Genomic DNA, 23,707 nt, shown 5'->3' with positions numbered 1-23,707 from the left:
CTATGGCTACCAAACGCACACCGAAAGCTGCTCCCGCTACTCCACCCGCTTCCAACCGCCCGCCTTACATGCTCATCGAGCAGATTCAGGTGAAAGGCTACAAGTCGCTGGTAGATGCTACGCTGCACGTGCGGCCGCTGACGCTGCTGGCGGGAACGAATAGCTCGGGGAAGTCGAGTATACTACAGCCTTTTCTACTAGTTAAACAAACAATGGAGTCGTCTTATGAACCAATTGGCTCGTTATTGTTAGATGGCAGTCATATACAAGCAGAAACAGCGCAAGAAATAGTTGGTAATATTAAAGGTGAGAACAAGGTATTAACAATAAATACATGGGGTAAAGAAGTCTGGAGAGATGAATTTCACTCGATAAGCTACACACAGATATATTCAGCAGAAGGTAATAATTTCTACTTGAAGCAGCAGACGTTTTCATTCGAAGATGAAATAAGCACGTTAATACCTGGTACATCAAGCAACGATCTTTCAGAGGAGATAAAATACTCTATACAAAGAGGTGCAATGGGTATAAAAGGTGCGTATGGTGAAATAATCCAGACCAATGGTTTTTTGCGCATTCAGATGAAGACTGCTGCAGGAGAAAACATAGGTAAGGTGTCTTTTACACATTTACTGGAAAATGCTTTGTCTAGAATCATGCATATTCCTGGACTACGCAGTATTCCTAAACGCTCTTACTTGGCTACTACTTTCGAAAATCAAGTAAAAGGGACTTTTGACTTGTACGCTGCAGGAACAATTAGTCAGTGGCAACAGCAGGGCAATACGATTGCACTGGCTCAAACTAATGAATACTTGCACCGTCTTGGACTCACCGATTCTGTAACCGCCAAAGTCAAAAATGCCAACGAAGTCGAACTAAGCGTGAGCCGGCTGCCCGTGGGTAGCAAGACCCGCAAGAAGGCCGATATGGTCAACATTGCGGACGTGGGTATCGGCGTTTCGCAGGTGCTGCCCATCGTGGTGGCGCTGATTGCGGCGCAGGAGGGGCAGATTGTGTACGTGGAGCAGCCGGAGCTGCACCTGCACCCGCGGGCACAGGTGGTCATGGCGGAGCTGCTGGCAGAGGCGGCTAACCGGGGCGTGCGCGTCATCGTGGAGACGCACAGCAGCCTGATTCTGCTGACGGTGCAGACGCTGATTGCGGAGAATAAAATTGCCAATACCGACGTGGCCCTGCACTGGTTTGCGCGCGACTCGAAGGGCGCTACGCAGGTGACGTACGTGCAGCCGGACGAGGACGGGGCCTACGGCGAGTGGCCGGAGGATTTCGGCGATGTGGAGCTGAAAGCCCAGGATGCCTACCTGACGGCGGTAGGAAAGCGCCACTTTGGTAACGTGGCGGAATAATGCGGCTGCCAGCTACCTCTCGTCGTGTAGTGGTGGACACCAACGTGGTCAGTTCTGCCAGTGAGAAAGAGCATCCGGTTTCGGATGCTTGCCGCCGCGTGCTGGAAACGATTATAGCCGCGCAGCACCGCGTGGTGCTATCTGCCACACAGTATGCAGAATGGCAAAAGCATCAATCCATCTTCTCGAAGAAATGGTTGGTGCAGATGATGAGCAAGAAACTATACGTATTGTTGAAGCCAGAGCCAGATAGTGGCCTGACTACCCGGATTCATGCTCTTGAAATCACGGATAAGATGCGGCACGAAATGCTTAAGGACGTGCATCTGCTGGAAAATGCCTTGGCTACGGATGACACGGTGATTTCGCAGGAGACGAACGTGTTTAATCTTTTCACGACGCACGCGCAGGCCTTGCAGATTCCCCGGCCCGTGGCCTGGGTACACCCGGTTGATAATGAGGCAGCGTGCATTGTCTGGCTGGAAAAGGGGGCCAGCGTAAAGGCCGCCAGCTGCATTCCGGCAGCTGAATAACTACATCCACACGTGCTCAGATACCTCTCCCGTCCCACGCTAGGGCCCGGTAGCGCGGCCGTGGCGACGGGGCCGGGCGCATCTGTCGCACCCGCAGCCAGCTTACACGGGCAGCGTTTGCACGTACATGAGTTGGATAAATTCGTTGCGAATTAGGATGCGAACTGTACGAAGAGTCGTCTGAACGAACCGGAGACGCGTCTGAACGAACCGGAGCTTCGTTCGAATGAACATGAGCCTCGTTCGAACGAACATGAGAGGCGCCTGAATGAACCGGAGCCTCGTCTGAATGTACCCGAGTGGCGTGTGAACGAACCGGAGCACCTTATGCACCAACCGGAGCAGCCCCTGAATGAACCGGAGTAGGTTCCGAACCGGCCGAAGCAAGCGGCTGACGCGCCCGCGAGTCGCCGGAAGCGCAGCCCTGAGCGTGACTTCGACATCTATAGCCCTGCGGCCTGCGGGCCCGGTTCCGGGGCTTGCTTTCAGCCCGCCGAAACGTTATTTTTAGTAAGCCAAGCTCACCCTTAACCATTTCATCGTTAGTGCGTTCTTTCTCCACGTCTTTCCACTTTGTCAGCCGCTTCACGACTATGCTGCCACTGCTACGCACCCTGGGAATTCTCACGCTCGGCTCCGTGCTGCCGCAGGCGGCGCTGGGGCAGCTCAGCGCCACGCCCCGAACCTTCACCTCCAGCACCGTGGTGCTGACCAACGGTGACACGCTGCGCGGCTCCCTGATTCTGCACTCGGAGCTGGACGTGCTGCTCATCACCATGGCCGACAACACCGTGCGCACCGTGCCCGCCATGATGGTGCGCACCTTTGCCGTGCGCGGCGAAATCATGAGCTTCGACCGGCTGCCCGCCCAGTACCGCAACAGCTCGGCTTTCGTGCCGGCCCGCGTCCGGCGGCGCGGGCAGGACGTGCAACGCTCCCGGCCCTTTTTGGTGTACCCCTGGAACCGCGACCGGGACCAGGCGCCGGCCTCGGCCCCGGCGTTTTTTGAGCGGCTCAATGGCGGCCCGGTTATCCTGCTGCGGCGCCAGCAGCTGGTGCAGCGCGCCGTGCCCTGGTCCGACGCGTACTTCAACACCGGCTACGCCGCCCGCCCGGCAGGTGGCCCGTATTACTACACCGACGTGCGCGAAAACCTCTACCTGGGCACCCCGCAGGGCAGCATCGTGGCCCTGCGCAAGCCCCGGCGCGACCTGCTGGCCTACTTTCCGGCCGAGGCCGCCCAAATCGAGCGGTACGCCGAGGAGTACGGCCTGAACTTCACCGACAGCGCCCATTTGGCCCGCCTCGTCGACTACGCCAACAGCCTGCGGGCCGTGGCTATGCAATAAAACAGGCGCTATCTTGCCCCGGCTGGCTGCCTACCAGCCCGTAGCGCGCCGGCATCAGCTCCTTCGGCTGAGGCGGCGTTGCCCCGGCCTCCTGCTCGTTGCTATGCCTCTATCCATTGTTGCCCGCGCCCGGCTGCTGGCCGCCGGCGCCGTCCTGCTTGGGGTGCTGACGGTAGTCCTGCTGTGGGGGCCGCGGCCCTTTGCTTTACCTTCCGCCTCGTCTACCCCCGCCATGCGCGCCGACCAAAGCCGCCTTTACGCCGACGTGCAGTTTCTGACCGAGCTGCAGCCCGCCCGCAACTACCGCAACCTCGCGTCCCTCAACCAGGCCGCCGATTACATTAAGGCCGAGTTCGGTAAGCTCGGCTGCCGCGTCACCGAGCAGCCCTTCACCGTGGCCGGCCGCCGCTACCGCAACATCATTGCCTGCTTCGGGCCGGCCGAGGGCGAGCGGGTGGTAGTCGGGGCCCACTACGACGTGTGCGACGACACGCCCGGGGCCGACGACAACGCCTCCGCCGTGGCCGGCCTGCTCGAAACCGCCCGCCTGCTGCACGCCCAGGCGCCGCAGCTGAAGCACCCCGTGGAGCTGGTAGCCTACCCCAACGAGGAACCGCCCTATTTCGCCTCCGACGACATGGGCAGCGCCGTGCACGCCCAGGCCCTGCACGAGGCCCAGGTGCCCGTGAAGGCCATGCTCTGCTACGAAATGATTGGCTACTTCCGCGACGAGCCCGGCTCCCAGCGTTTCCCCAACGACGCCCTGGCCGCGCTGTTCCCCAACACCGGCAACTTCATCATCGTGGTCGGCCGCAACGGGGAAGAAGCCTTTACCCAGCGCGTGCAGCAGCTCATGCAGGGCGTCGCCCAGCTCGACGTGCAGCGCATCAACCTGCCCGACTCCCTGTCGCTGGCCGGCCTGTCGGACCACCGCAACTACTGGCGCTACGGCTTCCCGGCGGTGATGATCAACGACACTTCCTTTCTGCGCAATCCGCACTACCACCAAGCCTCCGACACCATCGACACGCTGGACTTCCGCCGCATGGCCGAGGTTGTGAACGGTGCCGTGGCCGCCGTGGTAGCCCTGGCAACGTAGGGTATGTTCGTTTTTCGTTGTTTGTTTTTCGTTGTTCGTTAGGGGAAGCGGAAGAGGACACTTGATCCAGCCCGGTCGAACAACGAAAAACAAACAACGAAAAACGAATTCCATGCTTTCCACCCAACACCTGGTCTTTCTGGAAGTGGCGCGGCGGCTGAGCTTCACCAAGGCGGGGCAGAGCCTGTTTCTGAGCCAGTCGGCGGTGAGCAAGCAGGTGAAGGCGCTGGAGGAGTACTACCAGACGGGCCTGTTCGAGCGGCTTGGCAACGCGGTGGCCCTCACGCCGGCCGGGCAGCTGCTCTACCGCAAGCTGCTGCAGGCCCAGCAGCTGCAAACCGAGCTGCGCGAGGAAATGGCGGCCCTGAACCCGCGCTTCGCGCCCGAGGTGCAGATGGTTATCGGGGCCAGCACCACCGTGTCGTTGTACGTGCTGCCGCCGGTGCTGTCGGCCTACCTGGCCGAGCGGCCGCGCACCCAGCTCACGCTCAAAAACCGCAACAGCGAGAATATCCTCAAGGCCCTGCTCGACCACGAAATCGACCTGGGCGTCATCGAGGGTATTCACCGCGTGAGCAACGTGACTTACACGCCCCTGCTCACCGACGACGTGGTAGCCGTGTGTTCGGCCCGCAACCCGCTGCGCCACCGCCACCTCACCCTCACCGACCTTTACCAGGTGCCGCTGGCCCTGCGCGAGGCCGGCTCGGGCACCCTGGCCGTGCTGGAGCAGGCCCTGCTGGCCCAGCGCATCCGCCTGGCCGACCTCCGGGTGCCGGTGCGCCTGGGCGGCACCGAGGCCCTGAAGAACTTTGTGCGCGTCGACGACCAGGTGCTGGCTTTTCTGCCCCGGCAGGCGGTGGCCCGGGCCCTGGCCGCCGGCGAGCTGGCGGAGGTGCCGGTGGAAGGCCTGGCCCTTAAGCGGCACTTCGAGTTTATTCAGCGCCGTGGCACCGAGAACCTGGCTCCGTTCCGGGAGTTTATGCAGTTTGCGCGGCGCCACTATTCCGCGGCGGAATAGCCTATGCCCAAATACCATTTGCCGGGGGCATAACCGCGGAGCTACTTGCGGCCGTTTTCAGGCCCGTCGCCCACCACCGGGCGGCCGCGCCGACAACCTCCGCCATGCTCACCGCCACCACTACCAGCCGGCTCAGCGGCCTGCACTGCAGCCGCTGCCGCACCCCGCACGAAGCCGCCCGCCTGCACACCGTCTCGGCCTGCTGCGCCGCCCCGCTGCTGGCCGACTACGACCTGAGCACCGCCCCGCCCCGCAGCGCCCTGGCCGGCCGCGAAGCCAGCATGTGGCGCTACCACGAGCTGCTGCCCCTGCAGGACGAGGCCCACCGCGTGAGTCTGGGCGAGGGCATGACGCCGCTGCTGCCTCTGCCCCGGCTGGCGGCCCGCTACGGGCTGCGCGCCGTGCAGCTCAAGGACGAAGGCCAGAACCCTACCGGCTCGTTCAAGGCCCGCGGGCTGAGCATGGCCGTGTCGATGGCGCGGGAGCTGGGCGCGGCCGGCTGCATCATTCCCACGGCCGGCAACGCGGGCGTGGCCCTGGCCGCCTACTGCGCCCGGGCCGGGCTGCCCGCCACCGTGGTAATGCCCCGGCACACGCCCGCGGCCTTTCAGGAGGAATGCCGCTGGTACGGCGCCGAAGTGGAGCTGGTCGACGGGCTCATCAACGACTGCGCCGCCCGGGTGCGCCAGCTCAACGTCGCCGGCCAGCTGCTCGACGTGTCGACGCTCAAGGAGCCCTACCGCATCGAGGGCAAGAAAACCATGGGCTACGAGCTGGCCGAGCAGAACGACTGGCGCCTGCCCGACGTCATCCTGTACCCGGCCGGGGGCGGCACCGGGCTCATCGGTATCTGGAAAGCCCTGCGCGAAATGCAGGCCCTGGGCTGGCTGCCCCGGGAGGCCAAGCTGCCGCGCATGGTGGCCGTGCAGGCCCAGAGCTGCTGCCCGCTGGTCGAAACCCTGGCCGGCCGCCAGCCCGACTGCCGGCACTACCAGGGCCGCCCCACCATTGCCAACGGCCTGGCTGTGCCCCGGCCCCTGGGCGAAGCCCTCATGCTGCAGGTGCTGGCCGAATCAAACGGCACGGCCCTGGCCATCAGCGACGAAGACATGCTGACTGGTATGCGGGAGCTGGCCCGGCTGGAAGGCCTGTTTGTGGCCCCCGAGGGCGCGGCCGTGTGGATGGCCGCCCGGCAGCTGCTCACCGCCGGCTGGCTGCGCCCCGACGAAGACATCCTGCTGCTCAACACCGGTTCGGCCCAGAAATACCTCGCCAACGTGCAGGGCCGCCACGCCGATTGAGGCCACGAAAAAGCCCCGTCCGTGACTACGGCGGGGCTTTTCGCGACTTTGTTGCTGGGAACTGCTAGTAGCCGCTCAGGGCAAACAGCCAGACATAGCCCAGCGTGCCGTAGATGAAGCCCATGAACAGCATCGGGCCCCAGGGGTGGCCCAGGCCGGTGAGCAGGGCGGCGGCCACGCCCGTCAGGGCCAGGGCCAGGCCAAACCACGTGGACCATCTGCGGCGCTCCGGCAGCAGCTGCCGCTGCGTGCCCACCAGCGGAAACAGCAGCCCCAGGCCGGTAATGCCGAGCATGAACAGGGGCTCAAGGTTGGTGAAGTAGCCCGTCAGCAGCAGGGTGCCGCCGCTCAGCAGCAGGGCCAGAAACTGGTTGGAGTCGCGGGTGGCGGCGGGGCTGAGGGCGTGGCGGCCGTAGCGGTTCAGGCGCAGCAGGGAGTTGAAGATGGGCTCGGCAAACCAGCTCATGTACACCAGCACCAGGTACAGCGGCACCAGCGCCGGCACGAAGCGCGAGAGAAAAAACATGCCCAGGAACAGGCCCGCGCGCATGCCGCTGCTGAGCGTCTGCGTCCAGACCATAAAGCGGTAAAACCAGTTGTAGAGCCAGAAGCGGGCCTTCAGCGAGGCTACCAGCCCTTCGCGGGCGTACTCCATGGTGGGGCGCAGGCGCAGGGCCTCGCGGAAATGGCCGGCGGCCTCCTTGGCCCGGCCGCGCTCCAGGGCCACCCAGCCCAGGTCGGCGTAGGTACCCGCGTCGCCGGGGGCCTGGCGCAGGGCTTCGTCGAGGTCGGCCGTGGCTTCGTCGCGGCGGCCGAGGCGGGCCAGGCAGCGCGCCCGCAGCCCCAGGCAGTCGACGTGGGTGGGGTCGGAGGCGAGGCCGGCTTCGGCGGCGCGCAGGGCGGCCTGCAGCTGGCCCTGCTGAAACCGGATCAGCCCGAGCACGTGGTAGTAGTTGGCATCCTGCGGGTCGAGGGCCAGGGCCTGGTCGATGGCCTCGGCGGCCTCGGACAGGCGGTACTGGCGCTGCAGCACGGCGCTGAGCGAGTAGTAGGCGTTGTCGAACTCGGGCGCGGCGGCAATGGCCTGGTGGGCGGCTTCCTCGGCCTCGGGCAGGCGCTGCTGGTCCATCAGGGCCCAGGCCAGCAGGTTGAGCACCTGGGCGTTTTCGGGCTCCTCGCTCAGCAGGCGGCGGGCTTCCTGTTCGGCGTCCTGGGGGCGCTTGTGCTGCAGCAGCAGGTGGATGCGGTTGATGTGCTGGTAAGAAGGCATGCAAAGTGGCGCCCGGTGGGCGGTGCCGGGCGGCTAAATCGGAGGTGGAGCCGGGCCCGTGGGCCCGAAAGCTCCGCTAAAGTACGGCGGCGCGGGCAAGCCCGGCCTGCCGGCCGCGGTAGTGGGCAGCACCGGCTCCCGGCGGGGCGGTTGTTTTTCACCCAGGTGAAAAAATAAGCGCGGTAAACCTGCTCCCTTGCCGGGTACTTTGTCTTCTCCGTTGCTTTGCGCCCTATGACCAAGCCCGCTCCCTCCCCAACCCCGCACGAGCTGCTGCACCGGCAGCTGGTGGATTTCGCCCGGCTTTCCGAAGCGGACCTGCACCTGGCCGAGGGCAGCTGGGTGAGCCGCCGCATTGCCCGCCACGAGTTCTTCAACTTCCGCAACTCGGTGTGCCGCTACGTGGGCTTCATCGTGCGCGGCCTGTTCCGGGTCTATTACGTCGACCCCAGCACGGGGCAGGAGCACAGCCTGGTTTTCGTGCCCGAAGGCGCCTTTATCACCTCGCTCAAGAGCCTGCTCACCCAGGAGGCCTGCCCGTACTACATCGAGGCCCTGGAAGACAGTGAGCTGCTGGTTATCAGCGTCGAGCGGCTGCAAGAGCTGTACGCGCAGGCCCACGGCTGGGAGCGGTTTGGCCGGCTGCTGGCCGAGCAGTACCTGATTCTGCAGCAGAGCAAGGCCGAAAGCCTGCTGTTCGAATCGGCGGAGCAGCGCTACCTGGGGCTGCTGCGGCAGTTTCCCGGCGTGACGGCGCGAGTGTCGTTGGGGCACATTGCCTCGTATCTGGGCATCAAAGGGCCTTCCCTGAGCCGTATCCGGGCCCGGCTGAGCGGCAAACGGGGCGCGCGGTCGGACGAATAACCCCCTCAACAAGCTCCGCCGCCCAGGCTACTATCGGTTGGGGCAGGGCCGCGTTACGGGCTACGACGCCGCAGGGTGGCCGGCGGCCTTGTGCAGGCGGTAGGCCGCGAGCAGGAAATAAAACGCGCCGAAAGCGGAATACCCGGCCAGATTGGGCAGGCCCGTTGCCGGGTCGTGGGCCATCAGGATAAACGACAGGCCCCCGAGCGTCGACTGCGCCCCGCTGATGATGAGCGGCCACTGCCCGCCCAGCTGCCGGCGCCGGCGCAGCGCCAGCAGCAGCTGCAGCAGGCCCGTCACGATGGCCCAGGCCCCGAACACCTGCATGACGGTGGGCAAGCCTTGGCGCAGGGCCTGCACCACGGCCCCGGTCGTCAGCACCCCGATGCCGATGTTGAGGTACTGCGGCCGCAGCGAAGCGGTGCCGTGGTGCAGGCGCACGTCCCAGAGGGTGGCCAGCACGTCCCAGGTGGGGTAGAGCAGCAGCAAGCCGGCCGTCAGCACCGCCGACGACGGGGCCGCCGTGAGCAGCAGCGTAACCCAGATGAGGGAGAAGCCGGCCCGCACCAGGTACAGGTTGCGCAGGCCCTGGGCCTGGCGCGGCGGGGCAGCGGGCGTTGAAACGAGAGTAGACATATGCCGGTCGATTAGGTGAATGACAAGGCAAAGGTCCCGGCCCGCTGCCGGCTGATTTTTCACCCAGGTGAAAAAGCGCGGGCGGCCGATTCCGCTCCGTGAATCAGCCGCCCGCGCGGTGGGTGTCCTGCTTGAACTCTGTTGGCGCGGCCGCGAAAAACGCTGCCGGGCCGGGCGTAGACACTACACGCGCCTACTTCTTGATGCCCAGATAAGTCAGGATGTCGTCGTAGGTGCCGCCCTCGTTGGAGTACAGGGCGTAGTTCTTGGCCGTGGCAAACCACTCCTTGGTGCTCGGCCGCACCTGCTTGGCGGCGGCGGCCAGGTCGCTCTGCTGCACCGGCAGCGGCCGCCCCGCCCGCATCGACTCGCGCAGGCGCGTTTCCACGGCGGTGTCGACCACGGCCTTGAGGTCGGCGCCCGAGAAGCCGGCGGTCAGGCCCGCAATGGCTTTCAGGTTGACTTTCTCCTCCACCGGCTTGCCGCGCAGCTGCACTTCCAGCACGGCCTGGCGGGCCGGCTCGTCGGGCGGCGTCACCAGCACGATGCGGTCGAAGCGGCCGGGGCGGCGGAAGGCCGGGTCGAGGTGCCAGGGGGCGTTGGTGGCGGCCAGGATGAGCACCCCGTCGTTGGAGCGGCGGGCGCCGTCCAGCTCCTCCAGAAACTGGTTGATGAGGGTGCGGCCGGCGCTCTGGCGCAGGTCGTGGCGGTTGGCAGCCAGGGCATCCACCTCGTCGAAGAACAGCACGCAGGGGGCCTGCATGCGGGCCAGCTCGAACAGCTCGTGCAGCTTTTTCTCGCTCTGGCCCATCCACATGTCCAGAATGTCGCTGATGCCCACGTGGATAAACGAGGCCTTCACCTCGCCGGCGGTGGCGCGGGCCAGGTGGGTCTTGCCGCAGCCAGGCGGGCCGTAGAGCAGCAGTCCGCCGCCCGCGGCCTTGCCGTAGGCCTTGTACAGGTCCGAAAACTGCAGGGGGTGGATGATTTTCAGGCGGATTTCCTCCTTCACCGCCTCCATGCCGCCTACGTCGTTGAAGTCGATGGTGGGCTTTTCGAGGCCGGCGAAGAGGGCCCGCTCGTCGAGGCCCTGGGGCGAGACGCTGGCCGTGAATTCGATGGGGCCGCCGCCGGTGCTGGCCTGGGCGGCCGGGCGCAAGCCCAGCTGCTCGTCCAGCTCGGCGTCGCGCAGGCTGCTGTCGAGCTGCAGGGCCTGCTGGTAGGCCTGGCGGGCTTCGTCGGGCGGGCCGCCAGCACGGGCCAGCAGGCGGGCGTGCAGCAGGTGGGCGCGGCCGTTGTCGGGGTGCGAGCTGAGCAGCTCCTCCAGTACCACCAGGGCGGTGGAGGTTTTGCCCAGGGCGGCGTAGGTATCGGCCAGGCCGAGCTGCAAATCGGCGTCGGCGGGGTCCTGGCGCAGGCCCAGGCGGTAGTGTTCCTCGGCTTCCTGCAGGCGGCCGAGCTGGCGGAGCAGGCCGGCCACGTGGCGGCGCAGTGGCAGGTTGTTGGGCGAAAAAGCCAGTGCGTCGAGCAGTGGCTGCAAGTCGGAAGGGTTCGGTAGCGTCGACATCACACGGTACGCGGGTTCAGCCAGCAAGCTACGCGTTTCGCGGCGGAGGGTAGGAGCAAATGCTACGGCTGGCTTTACTTGAGTGTAATGTCTGTTACAGGCAGAGGGTGTCATGTTAAGGGGTGGTTTTGAATTTATGTTGTGTCTATTTCGTAAAATGGGCTTGTAAAATGGAGGGGGTATTGCGGATAAAAGATAGTTCTGCGTAAATTGACCCCTGAAAAACAAAGGTTGTATGGTTTCTGAAGCTTCTCCCCGGTTATCAGTAGCCCGCGTGGCGCTGGGCGGGCTGCTGCTGGCGGCAATGGTGGCCGCCGGCGTCCCCACCGAGCACCCGGCCGCGGCAGCCGGCAGCCTCAACCAGGCCGACATTGCCTGGATGCTCACCGCCACCGCCCTGGTGCTGATTATGACGCCGGGCCTCTCGTTCTTTTACGGCGGCATGGTGCGCCCCAAGAACGTCATCAGCACCATGCTGCAGAGCTTCGTGGCTCTGGGCGTCATTTCGCTGGTATTCTACTTCGTGGGCTTTTCCCTGGCCTACGGCGACTCCTGGCACGGGCTCATCGGCAACCCGCTCACCTTTGCCCTGCTGAACAACGTGGGCACGGCCCCGCACCCGCTGCTCTCGCCCACCATCCCGTTCATCCTCTACTTCGCCTTTCAGCTGAAGTTTGCCATCATCACCCCGGCCCTGATTACCGGCTCCTTCGCCGAGCGGGTGCGCTTCAAGGGCTACCTGGTGTTCATGATTCTCTTCTGCCTGTTCATCTACTGCCCGCTGGCGCACTGGACTTGGCACCCCGAGGGCTTCCTGCGCAAGTGGGGCGTGCTCGATTTCGCCGGCGGCACCGTAGTGCACATTTCGGCCGGCATTGCGGCCCTGGCCGGGGCCATGGTGCTGGGCCCGCGCACCACGCACCAGCGCAACTCGGTTTTCTCGACGCCCAACGTGCCCTACGTGATGCTGGGCACCGGCCTGCTGTGGTTTGGCTGGTTTGGCTTCAACGCCGGCTCGGCCCTGGCCGCCAACGAACTGGCCGCTACCGCCTTCGTCAATACGAACCTGGCTTCGGCCGCCGCGCTTTTCGCCTGGCTGCTGATGGAAGTGGCCCGCGGCGGCAAGCCCACGGCCGTGGGCGCCTGCGTGGGCGCGGTGGTGGGACTGGTGGCCATTACGCCGGCCGCCGGCTACGTCACCTACGGGCAGAGCATCCTGTTCGGGGTGCTGGCTTCGATGATCAGCCAGCTGGCCGTGCACTGGCAGAACTCGCGCACCGGCATCGACGACACACTCGACGTGTTTCCCTGCCACGGGCTGGGGGGCATCGTGGGCATGCTGCTCACCGGCGTATTTGCCGATAAGGTGGGCCTGATTCACGGCTCGTTTACCACCTTCGGCTACCACCTGCTAGCTTTGGTTATCGTGGTCGGCTACTCCTTCGCGGGCACCTGGCTGCTGCTCAAGCTCACCGGCCGCTTCTTCGCCCTGCGCGTGAAGCCCTCCGAGGAAGAGCTGGGCCTCGACCTGAGCCAGCACGAGGAATCCACTTACCACGTGGACGAACAATTTGAGCGCACTTACCGCCGGGAGTTGACGCCCGCGGAAGTGCACTAAACAAGCTGAATTCGCGCCGTCAGTCGCCGTCCGGGGTTGACTGATCACCCACGGCGCGGACCAGGGGGGAGGTTTCGTGAAGCAGGGAGAAAAGCCGCCAGAGGGGAAACTGGCGGCTTTTCGTTTTTTCGGGGCAGTAGTACCAGGGTAGAATCGGTCGGCTAAAACGGCGGTGGCTGAACCGAGCGGCGGCCCGGAGCGTTGCGCGCCAATAGCGTAAATTCGGGCTTGATGGGTATATCTTCCGATTGGCTGGTGGCCGTTTCCAAGCAGCTGAACGTGCTGAGCGTGGTGTCGGCCCTGGTGCCGGCGGCCGTGGGCCTGATGCGCCGCCACTTCCTCACGGCGGCCGGGCGCTGCCTGTGGGCGTGCACCTTGCTGGGCAGCCTGCTGTTTGGGGGGCTGTGCGAGTACGGCCGCATCGTGCTGCACAACAACCTGCTGTTTCTGCGCACGCAGGTGTGGCTGGAAGCCGTGCTGATCGGCCTGGCCTACTACCACACCTTCACCAGTCCGCGGCGGCGGCGGATATTGCTCGGGCTGATGGTGGTTTTCACCCTGGGCGCCATCTACGAAACGGGCTGGCTGATGGACTGGCGGGTGAGCAACAGCCCCTACCTGCACGTGGGGCAGGCCGTGCTGCTGATCGGGCTGGGCTTGGCCTATTTCGAGCAGCTGCTCAGCCACCCGCACCGGGTGCGGTTGACGCGGGAGCCGATGTTTCTGGCCAGCGTGGGCTCGGTGCTCTACTGCGCCGGTACGGTGTTCGTGTACGTGCTCGAAACCCGGCTGAACTACGACACCGACTTGATCCGGATGATTTTCATCCTGGAGTACGGCCTGCGCATCGTGGCCCTCAGCGGCCTGCTCACCGCCGCGCTGGCCCTGGACGGGCAGACGCGCCTGGCCTCCGTGCGGGCCCGGGAGCTGCCGGCGTAACCGGCTGCTTTCGAACTCCGATGCATCCACACGCGGCGGGCCGGGGCAGAGTTACTGTCCCGGCCCGCCGCGTTGTGTTGCGGCCCCAGGCCCGGCGCCGATTCAGCGGCGGCCCGAAAAAGCCTTGTTACGGCTCCAGTGCCGATTGCGGAGCCGGGCTTAGCTTCCGGGTGCCTCCTGGTCGGCCTCCGCGGTTCGGGCAGGCTGGTGCTTGTTGATGACTTCCGGGGCGTTTGGGTCGTCCTTGTCGAGCTTGCTCAGGTAGAAAGCGGCCAGAAAGCCCAGCACCGTAATCAGGCCGGTGAAGTTGTGGGCCACCTCGAAGGCTTCGGGAATCATCGTGTCGGCAATCATGGCCAGTACGGCGCCGGCGGCCACGGCCGTGGTGAAGGCCACCACGCTGGCGGAGAAGTGGCTGAATACGGCGTAGCCGGCCCAGGCCGCAATGCCCGAAATCAGGGCAATGCCGCCCCAGAGCAGCAGCACGTAGCGGGCCGAGCGGCCGGCTTTTTTCATGCCGGCCGCGCTGCTCAGCCCCTCGGGCAGGTTAGAGAGGAAAATGGCTACCACCGCCACCGTACTCACTACCCCGCCGGCCAGCATGCTCAGCCCGATAACGATGCTTTCGGGAATACCGTCGAGCAGGGCACCTACGGCCAGGGCCATGCCGTTGTCGTCGCCGGCCTGGTTGCCCTCGGTGGCGCCTTCCTGCACTTGTTGCCGCTCGGCCGCCTGCTCGTGGCCCGAGCGTTTGCGGTGCTTGGCCCCGTAGCGGGCCAGCAGCCAGTTGGCCCCGGTGTAGGCCGCCGCCCCGCCCACGAAGCCCAGCCCGGTGGCGTTGAAGCCGCCGCGGGCGTAGGCCTCCTCCATCAGCTCCAGGGAAAGCGTTGAAATCAGTACGCCGCTGCCAAAGGCCATGACGGCGGCAATGAGGCGCTGCGGCACCCGAACGAAGTAGCCCACGGCGGCGCCCAGCAGCAGGGCCGAGCCCGATACCAGGCCCCAGAATCCGGCCAGCAGCCAGAGCGGAAATGTCATGTTGGTGTAGTGCTTGGTGGTGCCTTATGCCCCGGAAATGCTTCTGCAAGCCCGGCAATAAGCCCCAGGCACTACGCACCAGCCGCTATTTCGGATACGCCGCCAGCCGGCTGCGCACTTCCTCCTCGCTCAGCCCCGGCACGTCGACCTTCTTAAACGGGGCCGTGTGGCCGCTGAGCAGCGCGAGGCTGCTGCGCGGCACCTGCAGCACCGTGGCCAGAAAGCGCAGCAGACAGTCGTTGGCCTTGCCGTCCTGGGGCGGCGCGTTCAGCCGCACCGTCAGCGCCCCATCGGCGGCCAGCTCCAGGGCATTCTGGCGGGCGTTGGGCTTGGCTTTCAGGTGCAGGGTGGCCATTCTGTTAGTTTAGGAGGGTATGAGGGTGGGAGGGTAGGAGTTCGGAAGTAGTGAGGTAGTAAGTTGTTGCAAAGCTGCAAAAAAGCCCAACCCTACAACCCGCCCGACATATACCCTCATACCCTCATACCCTCATACCCTCGCTACGCCGGCGAGTTGTAGGCGTCGTACACGTTCCAGGCCCAGAGGGCGAGGGGGACGACGATGGTCCACCAGAGCAGGAAGCCGACCACGCCGCTGGCAATCCAGATGAAGACGGCTTTCAGAATCTGGCCTTTGATGAGCTGGCCGAGGCCGGGGATGAAGGCCGACAGCAGGGCCGGCACGCCGTGGGTTTGCATATGATTTCGGGGAAGAAGGCGGTGGGAAGTTATGCCGCCGAGGCAGCCTGGCTGCCGCGCAGCTGCTGGCCGGTGGGGCACACGTCGAGCATAACGCAGCGGCCGCAGGCGGGGCTGCGGAAATAACAGCATTTCTGGCCGTGAAACATCAGCGCCTCGTGGTGGTCGTACACCTGCTGGGCGTCCCAATCGGTGGGCAGCAGGGCTTCGAGCAGGGCGTGCGAGGCCTCGGTGCCCACTTTCGGCCCGATCAGGCCCAGGCGCTGGGCCACGCGGTGGTGGTGGCTGTCGACGGGCATGGCCGGGCGGCGCAGGGTGCTGAAGAGCAGGGTGGCGGCGCTGGTTTTGGGCCCCACGCCGGGCAGGGTTTCCAGCCAGCTGCGGGCCTCGGGCACGGGCAGGGTGGTCAGCTGCTCGGTGAGCCGGGGCAGGCTGAGCTGGCCGTCGAGGCGCGCGGTCAGCTCTTGCAACACGGCCTGAATGCGCGGGGCTTTCTGCTCGGGCCAGGTGCAGGGACTGATGAGGGCCTCTACCTCGGCCGTGGGCGCGTCGCGCACCTGCTCCCAGCTGGGCAGGGCGGCCGTCAGCTGCTGGTAGGCCCGGTGCGAGTCGGCGTTTTTGGTGCGGTGCGAGAGAATGGCGCTGACCAGCTCGCTGAGCGGGTCTTTCACGCTGAAAAACCGGAACGGCGCCCCGTAGAGCGCGCACAGCCGCTCGTGGGCTAGCAAGGCCAGGGCCTGGCGGCGGGCAAAGTCGGCGCCGGATTCGGTGGGGAGGCGGAGGGTAGACACCTTTGCGCAAACGCAGGGGCGGGGCGCACGGTTGGGCCAGGGTACGAAAAAGCCAGCGCCGGATGGGGCGCTGGCTTTCAGGCATTCAGGCGGCGGCAACCGGCCCTTAGCGGGCGGCAGCGCCGGCGTAGTTGTACATCTGTACGGCCTGCTTGAGCTTTTTGCTCTGCGAGCCGCTCAGGAACGTGGGCACCAGCAGCACCGGCACCGAGAGGAACACCAGCGGCGAAATGCGCTGGGCCCCGTTGAAGGTGTTCAGCATACCGGCCGCCAGCAGGCCGCCGCCCACGATGTAGCCGGCCGTGCTGAAGCGGCGCAGGCGGGCCACATCCTGCAACAGCTCGGCGCTGCCGGGGTTGTCCGACAGGGCTACGCGCAGGCTGCGGTAGTTCATGTCCTGAATCGGGCCCCCGTCCTTGCTGAAATACTCGGTCTTGACGGTGCGGTAGCCGCCGTAGGGGTAGCCCCCGCCGTAGGGCAGGCCGCCGTAGGGGTAGCCGAAGCGCCCGAAGCCGTAGCCATACCCGTAGCCGTAAGGCCCGAACGCGCCCGGCGAATACTGCTGCGAGGTGATGGAGTAAGTGCTGATGCGGCCGGTTTTCTCGCGGCGCATGGTGGCCATGCGGCGCGAGCCGGGCAGGTTCGTGCGGATGTAGTGGCCGGTTTCGTCGTCGAAGAACTTAATCTGGTCCAGCTCGAAGCGCTGCTGCCCGTTCAGCAGCAGATAGGAGCGGCCAATGGCGGGCTGGCGCATTTCCACGTCGTCGGCCGCGTACACCGCGCCGTTGACGAGGCCGATACGGTAGCGCGGCTGGGCCGGGGCCGCCTGCACCGGGGCCTGCTGGGCCACGGTATCGGGGGCGGTGGGCGGGGTATTGAGCTGGGCGGGCGTGTCCTGCGCGGTGGCGGGCAGCAGGGCGGCCCCGCTCAGGCCGAGAACGAGCAACAGGGAACGACTATTCATGGGAGAGAGGTGGGCGTAAGCGGAACAATAACGGACCGGAAGCAACGCTGGGCACGGTGGCGGCAGCATGAACAAGCGCCTGGCCCGGCAAAAAAACAACCTTGCGGACAAATGCCAGCGCAGGAGCGGTATTCCAGGCAAGTAACGACGCCGGCCCGGCAAGACGTTCCGCCCCCTGCCGGGCTTTTTACGGCGTCAGGGCTGCGTCGGGGTCATCGGGGGCAAATTCTTCGGGCTCGTCCTCCGGCTCAGGCTCCGCGGGCGGCGCAAAACGGCTCTTGAAGCGGGCGTACAGGGCATTCATGGCCAGCAGCAGCAGGCCCATAAATATGAACACCACCGCCTGCGTGAGCGTGCCGCGCTGCTTCAGATCGAAGAACACCAGACGCACCATGCACACCCCAATGCCGGCCAGGGCCACGTAGCGGAAGTCGCGGCGGCGCAGCAGCAGGCTGCCCCCGAACACGGCCATGACCTCCAGCATCAGCAGTACCGTCAGCACCGAGCGGTCGAAGCTTTGCACCAGCAGCAGGGCCAGGGCCACGAAAGCCGGGTACAGCAGCGCCGACACCAGCGGGTGAAACGGCAGGCGGCCCAGGGCGGCCAGGCCGCCGAGGCCGGGCGGCCACTGCAGCCCTTCGGTGGCCGGCGGGCGGCGCAGGGCCAGGGCCGCAAAGCCGAAGAGCAGCCCGGTGGCGCCGGCCGTAGCCAGCCAGTCGGCCCCCAGCCACTGCCCGGGCCGCAGGTAGCGCAGGCTCACGTAGCCGATGAGCAAGGTGCTGAGCCAGAACAGCGGCAGCGCGTACAGCTGCACGCGCCGCAGCCGCGCGGGCAGCAGCGGCCCGGCGGCGGCCAGCAGCAGGGCTAGCCCGATGGCCAGCGGCGCGTGCCAGATCAGGCGGGTTTCCCAGTGCAGGGTAAAGCCAAGGAAGAGCAGCGTGACTTCGGGCAGCCAGGGGTGCAGGTAGCGCCAGCTGCGGTAGGGGCTGGCGGCGGGCGGGGCGGTGAGCGTGAAGCCGCCCAGCACCAGCAGCAGCGCGGCGGCCGTGAAGCGGCGGGCCGGCCAGCTCAGGCGGTATTCGTCGCCGGCCAGCACCGGGCCGAGGTGGTAGAGCAAGCCCAGGCCCAGCAGCGCGTAGCTCAGGTGCAGCAGGTAGCGCCCGGGCCGGCCGGCGCGTTGCTCCGCTTCGGGCCCCAACCAGCGCGGGGCCAGCACCCGGGCGGCGGTGAAGAACGCGGCGGCCAGCAAGGCCCAGAGCAGCACCGGGGCGGCGTCGGAGCGGGCCTGGAAGCTCAGCCAGAAGGCCACGGCCAGGTGCAGGCCCAGCAGGTACAGCCAGGGCCAGCGCACGTGCCGTTCCCGCGCCGCCCACCACGAGGTCAGCACCCCGGCGAGGGGCAACAGGGCTGTGGGCAGCAGGTAGAGCAGGGTGCGGCCCGTAGTCCAGGGCGAGTGCAGCCCGACGCGCAGCCACTGCAGCGCCACGAAGCCCACCGCACTCAGCAGTACGCCCGGCCACAGCCCCGGCACCGCCACCCGGCGGCGCAGCAGCAGCAAGCCGCCCAGCAGGGCCACGGCGGCGCCCGGCGCCCACAGGTGCGGGCACACCAGCAGCGCGGCCACCAGCGGAAACAGCCCGGCCCCGAAGCCGAACAGGCGCAGGCGGTAGGCCGCCGGGCCGGGACCCAGCGGCAGCACATCGATGGCGGGGGCCTGCAGGCGCACCAGCAGGGCCTGGGCCGCCGCCGTAGCCAGGGTGGCTACCAGCAGCAGCGCAGCGCGCGGGGTATTGCCGAAGGCCACCCGGGTATCGGCGCCCAGGGCCGCGGCGGCCAGCACCGGGCCCAGCAGCAGCGTGGTGACGAGCAGCACGCGGTACAGGGGCCACTCGCGGCGGCGGGCCAGCAGCAGCGTCATCAGCAGGGTTTCGAGGTAAAGGGCCAGGGCCGTAGCCGACCAGCTCAGGCCCAGTTCGTGCAGGCCCAGGGCCGCCACCATCAGCAGCAGCTGGCCAGCCAGCAGGTGCAGCTGCCGCAGCCACTCGGTGCCGCCGCGCTGCCACCAGCCCAGCCCGAACGCTACCGCCGCGGCGGCCACGGCGCCGGCCAACAATCCCACCGCTGAAGTAGCGGCCGGACCGAAGAAGCCCTGCAGCAGCACCAGGGCCAGCCCGGCGTACTGCGCCCCCACCAGCGCGCCGCCCGTCAGCCAGAACGGGGCGGGCAGCTGCCCGAACCGCTGCTCGGTAGGGCGGTTGGTATCGGTAAAGCGGCTGAAGGCGGCGCCGGTCACCACGGCCAGCAGCAGCCACAGCGCCCGGCGGTACAGGCCGGAGGCGCCGAGAGAGGGCAGGTAGAGAAGGCAGCTGAGTAGCAACAGTCCGCCAGTGAACAAGGCGGCCACGGTGAGGATGCGCTGCACGAGCGTTTCCTCGGCCCGGCCTAGTAGCAGAGCCAGGGCCAGCGTTTCGGCGTAGAGCACCAGCAGCACGGCCGGCCAGCTCAGTCCGACTTCGTGCAGGCCCAGGATGCCCACGGTCAGCAGCAGCTGCCCGGCCAGCAAGTGTAGCTGCCGCAGCCATTGGGTGCCACCACGTTGCCACTGGCTCAACCCGAAGGCCACGCCCGCAGCGGCGGCCGAGCCGGCCAGCAGGCCAGCCGCCGAAGTCGGGGCCGAACCGAAGAAGCCCTGCAGCAGCACTAGCGCCAGGCCCGCGTACTGCGCGCCCAGCAAGGCACCACCAGTCAGCCAGAACGGGGCGGGTGGGCGGCCAAACGTCGGCTTGGTAGCACGCTGGGCATCGGTAAGGCGGCTGAAGGCAGCGCCGGCCACCACGGCCAGCAGCAGCCACAGGGCCCGGCGGTACAGGCTGCCGGCACCAATAGTGGGCAAGTGGAGGAGGCAGCTACTCAGCAGCAAGCCGCCCGTAAGCAGCGCCGCTACGGTGAGGACGCGCTGCGCGAAAGATTCGTGGAAGCGGCCCAGCAGCAGGGCGGCGGCCAGGGTTTCGAGGTAGAGCACCAACAATACCGCCGGCCAGCTCAGGCCCAGCTCATGTAGACCCAGCACGGCCACCATAAGCACCAGTTGGACGGCCAGTAGGTGCAGCTGCCGCAGCCATTCGGTGCCGCCGCGCTGCCACCAGCCCAGCCCCAAGGCTACGCCCGCGGCTACCAGAGCACCAGCAATCAGGCTGGTAGCCGAGGTGGCAGCCGGGCCGAAAAAGCCTTGCAGCAGCACCAGCGCCAAGCCTGCGTACTGCGCGCCCAGCAGCGCCCCGCCCGGCAGCCAGAGCCCGGCTGCGAGGCGGCCAAACTTCGGCGCGGTGGGGCGCTGGGCGTCGGTAAGGCGGCTGAAGGCGGCGCCGGCCACCACGGCCAGCAGCAGCCACAGCGCCCGGCGGTACAGCTCGGCGGGGGGAGTAAAGGCGGGGTAGAACAGCGCGCAGATGAGCAACTGCAGCCCGCCGATGAACAAGGCGGCCACAGTAAGAATGCGTTGCACGGCCGGCTCGTTGGCCCGGCCCAGCAGCAGGGCCAGCACCAGCGTTTCGGCGTAGAGCACCAGCAGCACCGCCGGCCAGCCCAGCCCGACTTCGTGCAGGCCCAGGATGCCCACCGCTAGCAGCAGCTGCCCGGCCAGCAGGTGCAGCTGCCGCAGCCAGGTGGTGCCGCCGCGCTGCCCGCGGGCCAATGCGAAGGCCACGCCCGCCGCCGCGGCTGCCCCGCCCAGCAGGCCCGCCGTGGAGGTGCCGGCCAGCCCGAACAGGCCCTGCAACAGCAGCAAAGCCAGGCCCGCGTAGAACAGCCCCAGCAAAGCCCCGCTGCCGGACCAGAGCAGCAGCGGCAAAGACCCAAAAGCCGGGGCGGGCGCGCGGTCCGCGTCGGTGAGGCGGCCGAACACGGCCGCGCCGGCCGCGGCCAGCAGCAGCCACAGGGCGCGGCGGTACAGCTCGGCGGGCGTGAAATTGGGGAAGAACAGCACGCAGCTGGCCAGCAGCAGCGCGCCCGTCAGCAAGGCGGCGGCCCCGACGATGCGCTGCACGGCCAGCTCGCGGAAGCGGCCCAGCAGCAGGGCGGCGGCCAGGGTTTCGAGGTAGAGCACCAGCAGCACGGCCGGCCAGCTCAGGCCCAGCTCGTGCAGGCCCAGCACGGCCACCGTCAGCAGCAGCTGGGCCACCAGCAGGTGTAATTGATAAAACCAGGCCGCGCCGCCGCGCAGCCAGCGGGCCAGGGCCAACACGGCGGCGGCGGCGCCCACGGCGGCCAGCATCAGGCCCAGCACCGGCGGCTGCGGTGGTCCAAACAGCGCCCGCAGCAGCAGGGCCACCAGGCCGGCGTACAGGCCGCCCACCAGCCCGCCGAAGCCGCGGTAAAGTTGTTGCCGGAGGCTGCCGACGGCCTCGGGGCTGAGCATAGGCAGCAGGCGGGCCAGGTGGAAATACACCGCCCCGGCCCCCGCCGCCAGGCCCAGCAGGGCCGCGTTGCGGTACAGGGCCACCGGAGCGTAGCGGGGCAGCTGCACCAGGTTGAGCAGCAGCAGGGCACTGCCGGCCAGCATGGCCCCCACGGCCGCCACCTCAAATACCAGGGTTTCCCCCTCGCGGGCCATGATGTAGGCCACCAGCAGGGTTTCGAGCAGCATCAGCACCAAAATGAAGCTGATGCTGGCGTGCCAGCCTTGCAGCGAAAATGCCGCCGCCAGGGCCAGAATCAGGGAAATAACGGTGTCGGTCTGAAACAGCCACTGAATGCCCAGCCGCCGGGCGTGCCGGGCCACCAGGAAGGTAATGACGGCGCCCAGGCCCAACGGAATGGTTTTCCACACCGAGCCGGTGCTGTGCAGGTACAGATTGATGCCCAGGCAGGACCAGTTCAGCAAGTGGGCCGCAAACAGCAGCGCCTCGAACCGGCCGGTGGCGTACACCTTGCGGTATTGCACCACGGCCGCGGCCAGGCCCACCAGCACCACCAGCGCCATGGCGCCCAGCCGGAGCCCGTTCGCCACGGGCTGCACCAGCTGGCTGTGCCAGTACACGTGAAAGGCAAAAAAGCTCAGAATGCTCAGCAGCAGCTGAAAGCGCCAGCGCTGCCGGTAGGTAATGCCGATGGCAAAAGCCGTAACCGCCGCTGCCGCGGCCAGCGTGAGCAGGGTGGGCGGCAGCACGGCCAGGGCCACCAGGCTTAGCAGCCCATGCAGGGTGGCCACGGCTTCCTGACTGCTGCGCCAGGCCAGCCACAGGTTCACGGCCGCGCCCACAAACAGCAGCAGGTAATCAAACGGGGGAGCGGCCCAGCGCAGGCCGGGGATGCTGACCGCGCCCACGCAGGTAAACAGGAAGATGGCCGCCGCGCTGCTCTGCAGCCACACCGCCAGCTGGGCCCCGAAGGACTTGCGGCGCAGGTAAAACTCGGCGCCGAGCAAACTCAGGGCAAAGCCGTTGATGAGCAGAAAGCGGTAAATCGGGGCAATGCGAAGGGCGGCGTAGATGCCCAGGAAGCCCACGCCCGTCACCAGAATAACCGCGCCGAGGATACCGGTCCAGTTTTCCAGCACCACGGCCGATACCCGTTCCCACCAGCTCGGCCCCGTGCGCTCCACCGGCACCGGCTGGGGCCGGCGCGTCTGCGGGCGCGGCGCCACCGGCCGCGGAGGCAGCGGCGAGCGGGGTGGCGTCGGGGGCGTGGTCCGCGGCGGCACGGGCGCCGGGGTAGGCTCCGGCTCGGCTTGCGGCGGAACCGGCTCCGCCGCCGGTTCGGGCGTTGGCTCCGGTTCTGCCGTTGGTTCAGGCGCCGCAGCTGGTTCAGAAACTGGTTCGGGTTCTGCCGCCGGTTCGGGCACCGGCTCCAGTTCGGGCGCCGCCTCCGGAGCTGCTTCGGCGGGCACAGGAGCCGCGGCCGGCAGCGGCTCGGGCTCGGCTTCGGGCTGCGCCGGCGGCGTGGGGGCCTCGGTCAGCGGCTGGGCCGGTTTGGGCTCGGCTGCGGGCGTTGGTTCGGGCTCCGGCTCCGCGGCTGACTGGGGCGTTACGGTTGCTTCGTTGGCCGCTACAGGTTCGGGGACTGGCTCGGGCTCTGCAACGAGTTCGGCTGCCGTGGCGGGTTCAGGGGTTGCCGGCGGCTGCAGTGGCTCCGGCGTTGGTTCGGGTTCAATGCCCGGTACTGCTGGCCGCTCGGCTTCGATATCGGCCGCCGGGACGGATGCGGCCACGGGCTCGGGCGCCGGTGCTGGTTCGGGAGTTTCCGCCGGGGCGGGTTCCGGGGCCGGGACGCTGGCTACTGCCGGTGCTTCGGCTGGCACCGCTTCCGCGGCCGGTTCCGGCGGAGCGGCCAGGGTTTCGGGAGCCGCGGTGGGTGGGGCAGGAGAGGGGGGCGGCGGGGCGAAGGCCGGGGGCGTCCGGCGCAATTGCAGCAGTTCGTGCTGCAGGTGGACCACTTGCTGCTGCAACAGGCCATGCTCGCGCAGCAGCTGCGTTTGCTCCCGCTCCAGCTGGGTCAGCAGCTGCTGGTAACGTTGGTGGTCGGCCTGGCGGGCGGATAAGTCTTCTTCGGTGTGGCGGAGGCGCTGCTGCAGCCGGCTCAGCAGCAGGATAATGGTCACACCCAACACGAGTAATAGGAAGGATTCCATACCTCAACCTGCAAAAAAAA

General features: G+C 67.0%; 18 protein-coding genes. 9 read left to right on the top strand and 9 right to left on the bottom strand.

Annotated features, from left to right (window positions below):
* The first annotated feature begins 2 nt into the window (after positions 1-2).
* The 6 genes from EJV47_RS08895 (at position 3) to EJV47_RS08870 (ending at position 6,676) form a co-directional block, all read left to right on the top strand.
* Positions 3-1,373, top strand: a complete 1,371-nt coding sequence (locus EJV47_RS08895; RefSeq protein WP_126692801.1) for an AAA family ATPase — start codon at positions 3-5, stop codon at positions 1,371-1,373.
* Between the two features lie 32 nt (positions 1,374-1,405).
* Positions 1,406-1,906 (top strand): hypothetical protein, encoded by a 501-nt coding sequence (locus EJV47_RS08890; RefSeq protein WP_126692800.1) that lies wholly within the window; start codon positions 1,406-1,408, stop codon positions 1,904-1,906.
* A 593-nt stretch (positions 1,907-2,499) separates the two neighbouring features.
* Complete coding sequence (locus EJV47_RS08885; protein WP_126692799.1) at positions 2,500-3,255, top strand: hypothetical protein; 756 nt, start codon at positions 2,500-2,502, stop codon at positions 3,253-3,255.
* Positions 3,256-3,358: 103 nt separating this feature from the next.
* The gene (locus tag EJV47_RS08880; RefSeq protein WP_243651078.1) at positions 3,359-4,354 is read left to right on the top strand and encodes a M20/M25/M40 family metallo-hydrolase; all 996 of its coding nucleotides are present in this window, start codon (positions 3,359-3,361) and stop codon (positions 4,352-4,354) included.
* Positions 4,355-4,466: 112 nt separating this feature from the next.
* A complete protein-coding gene (locus tag EJV47_RS08875) occupies positions 4,467-5,375 on the top strand; it encodes a LysR family transcriptional regulator (RefSeq protein WP_126692798.1) in 909 nt (302 codons plus the stop codon).
* 104 nt (positions 5,376-5,479) lie between these two features.
* Positions 5,480-6,676 (top strand): threonine synthase, encoded by a 1,197-nt coding sequence (locus EJV47_RS08870; RefSeq protein ID WP_126692797.1) that lies wholly within the window; start codon positions 5,480-5,482, stop codon positions 6,674-6,676.
* Positions 6,677-6,740: 64 nt separating this feature from the next.
* Here the strand turns inward: EJV47_RS08870 and EJV47_RS08865 are convergent, their stop codons facing one another.
* A complete protein-coding gene (locus EJV47_RS08865) occupies positions 6,741-7,946 on the bottom strand; it encodes a tetratricopeptide repeat protein (RefSeq protein WP_126692796.1) in 1,206 nt (401 codons plus the stop codon).
* A gap of 234 nt (positions 7,947-8,180) precedes the next feature.
* On the opposite strand from EJV47_RS08865, the gene EJV47_RS08860 reads away from it, so the two are divergent.
* Positions 8,181-8,810 (top strand): Crp/Fnr family transcriptional regulator, encoded by a 630-nt coding sequence (locus tag EJV47_RS08860; RefSeq protein WP_126692795.1) that lies wholly within the window; start codon positions 8,181-8,183, stop codon positions 8,808-8,810.
* Positions 8,811-8,870: 60 nt separating this feature from the next.
* Here the strand turns inward: EJV47_RS08860 and EJV47_RS08855 are convergent, their stop codons facing one another.
* Positions 8,871-9,446, bottom strand: a complete 576-nt coding sequence (locus EJV47_RS08855) for a DUF308 domain-containing protein (protein ID WP_126692794.1) — start codon at positions 9,444-9,446, stop codon at positions 8,871-8,873.
* 193 nt (positions 9,447-9,639) lie between these two features.
* Positions 9,640-10,986 (bottom strand): ATP-binding protein, encoded by a 1,347-nt coding sequence (locus EJV47_RS08850; RefSeq protein ID WP_243651076.1) that lies wholly within the window; start codon positions 10,984-10,986, stop codon positions 9,640-9,642.
* A 262-nt stretch (positions 10,987-11,248) separates the two neighbouring features.
* On the opposite strand from EJV47_RS08850, the gene EJV47_RS08845 reads away from it, so the two are divergent.
* Entirely contained in the window at positions 11,249-12,631 is a 1,383-nt protein-coding gene (locus tag EJV47_RS08845; RefSeq protein ID WP_243651074.1) for an ammonium transporter, read from the top strand.
* 231 nt (positions 12,632-12,862) lie between these two features.
* A complete protein-coding gene (locus EJV47_RS08840; protein ID WP_165903672.1) occupies positions 12,863-13,570 on the top strand; it encodes a hypothetical protein in 708 nt (235 codons plus the stop codon).
* 159 nt (positions 13,571-13,729) lie between these two features.
* Here the strand turns inward: EJV47_RS08840 and EJV47_RS08835 are convergent, their stop codons facing one another.
* The 6 genes from EJV47_RS08835 to EJV47_RS08810 all read right to left on the bottom strand — a co-directional run bounded on the left by EJV47_RS08835 (position 13,730) and on the right by EJV47_RS08810 (position 23,687).
* Positions 13,730-14,608 (bottom strand): ZIP family metal transporter, encoded by an 879-nt coding sequence (locus EJV47_RS08835; RefSeq protein WP_207895862.1) that lies wholly within the window; start codon positions 14,606-14,608, stop codon positions 13,730-13,732.
* Positions 14,609-14,693: 85 nt separating this feature from the next.
* Entirely contained in the window at positions 14,694-14,963 is a 270-nt protein-coding gene (locus EJV47_RS08830; protein WP_126692792.1) for a DUF167 domain-containing protein, read from the bottom strand.
* Between the two features lie 143 nt (positions 14,964-15,106).
* Complete coding sequence (locus EJV47_RS08825; RefSeq protein ID WP_126692791.1) at positions 15,107-15,304, bottom strand: hypothetical protein; 198 nt, start codon at positions 15,302-15,304, stop codon at positions 15,107-15,109.
* A 29-nt stretch (positions 15,305-15,333) separates the two neighbouring features.
* The gene (locus EJV47_RS08820; protein ID WP_243651072.1) at positions 15,334-16,095 is read right to left on the bottom strand and encodes an endonuclease III domain-containing protein; all 762 of its coding nucleotides are present in this window, start codon (positions 16,093-16,095) and stop codon (positions 15,334-15,336) included.
* 106 nt (positions 16,096-16,201) lie between these two features.
* Positions 16,202-17,059, bottom strand: a complete 858-nt coding sequence (locus tag EJV47_RS08815; RefSeq protein WP_126692790.1) for a hypothetical protein — start codon at positions 17,057-17,059, stop codon at positions 16,202-16,204.
* Positions 17,060-17,246: 187 nt separating this feature from the next.
* Positions 17,247-23,687, bottom strand: coding sequence for a hypothetical protein (locus tag EJV47_RS08810; protein WP_126692789.1), 6,441 nt, complete (start codon positions 23,685-23,687; stop codon positions 17,247-17,249).
* Between the last annotated feature and the right edge of the window lie 20 nt (positions 23,688-23,707).

Source organism: Hymenobacter gummosus, assembly GCF_003970915.1.
In the GTDB taxonomy this organism is placed as follows: Bacteria; Bacteroidota; Bacteroidia; order Cytophagales; family Hymenobacteraceae; genus Solirubrum; species Solirubrum gummosum.
Note: the sequence above shows the minus strand (reverse complement) of the source record. Positions and strands in the feature narration are given on the sequence as shown.

Coding starts and splice junctions, on each gene's coding strand:
- EJV47_RS08810 (WP_126692789.1), bottom strand. CDS start 23,687: ATGGAATCCTTCCTATTACTCGTGTTGGGTGTGACCATTATCCTGCTG.
- EJV47_RS08835 (WP_207895862.1), bottom strand. CDS start 14,608: ATGACATTTCCGCTCTGGCTGCTGGCCGGATTCTGGGGCCTGGTATCG.
- EJV47_RS08865 (WP_126692796.1), bottom strand. CDS start 7,946: ATGCCTTCTTACCAGCACATCAACCGCATCCACCTGCTGCTGCAGCAC.
- EJV47_RS08895 (WP_126692801.1), top strand. CDS start 3: ATGGCTACCAAACGCACACCGAAAGCTGCTCCCGCTACTCCACCCGCT.
- EJV47_RS08880 (WP_243651078.1), top strand. CDS start 3,359: ATGCCTCTATCCATTGTTGCCCGCGCCCGGCTGCTGGCCGCCGGCGCC.
- EJV47_RS08870 (WP_126692797.1), top strand. CDS start 5,480: ATGCTCACCGCCACCACTACCAGCCGGCTCAGCGGCCTGCACTGCAGC.
- EJV47_RS08860 (WP_126692795.1), top strand. CDS start 8,181: ATGACCAAGCCCGCTCCCTCCCCAACCCCGCACGAGCTGCTGCACCGG.
- EJV47_RS08875 (WP_126692798.1), top strand. CDS start 4,467: ATGCTTTCCACCCAACACCTGGTCTTTCTGGAAGTGGCGCGGCGGCTG.
- EJV47_RS08830 (WP_126692792.1), bottom strand. CDS start 14,963: ATGGCCACCCTGCACCTGAAAGCCAAGCCCAACGCCCGCCAGAATGCC.
- EJV47_RS08825 (WP_126692791.1), bottom strand. CDS start 15,304: ATGCAAACCCACGGCGTGCCGGCCCTGCTGTCGGCCTTCATCCCCGGC.
- EJV47_RS08815 (WP_126692790.1), bottom strand. CDS start 17,059: ATGAATAGTCGTTCCCTGTTGCTCGTTCTCGGCCTGAGCGGGGCCGCC.
- EJV47_RS08855 (WP_126692794.1), bottom strand. CDS start 9,446: ATGTCTACTCTCGTTTCAACGCCCGCTGCCCCGCCGCGCCAGGCCCAG.
- EJV47_RS08840 (WP_165903672.1), top strand. CDS start 12,863: ATGGGTATATCTTCCGATTGGCTGGTGGCCGTTTCCAAGCAGCTGAAC.
- EJV47_RS08845 (WP_243651074.1), top strand. CDS start 11,249: ATGGTTTCTGAAGCTTCTCCCCGGTTATCAGTAGCCCGCGTGGCGCTG.
- EJV47_RS08885 (WP_126692799.1), top strand. CDS start 2,500: ATGCTGCCACTGCTACGCACCCTGGGAATTCTCACGCTCGGCTCCGTG.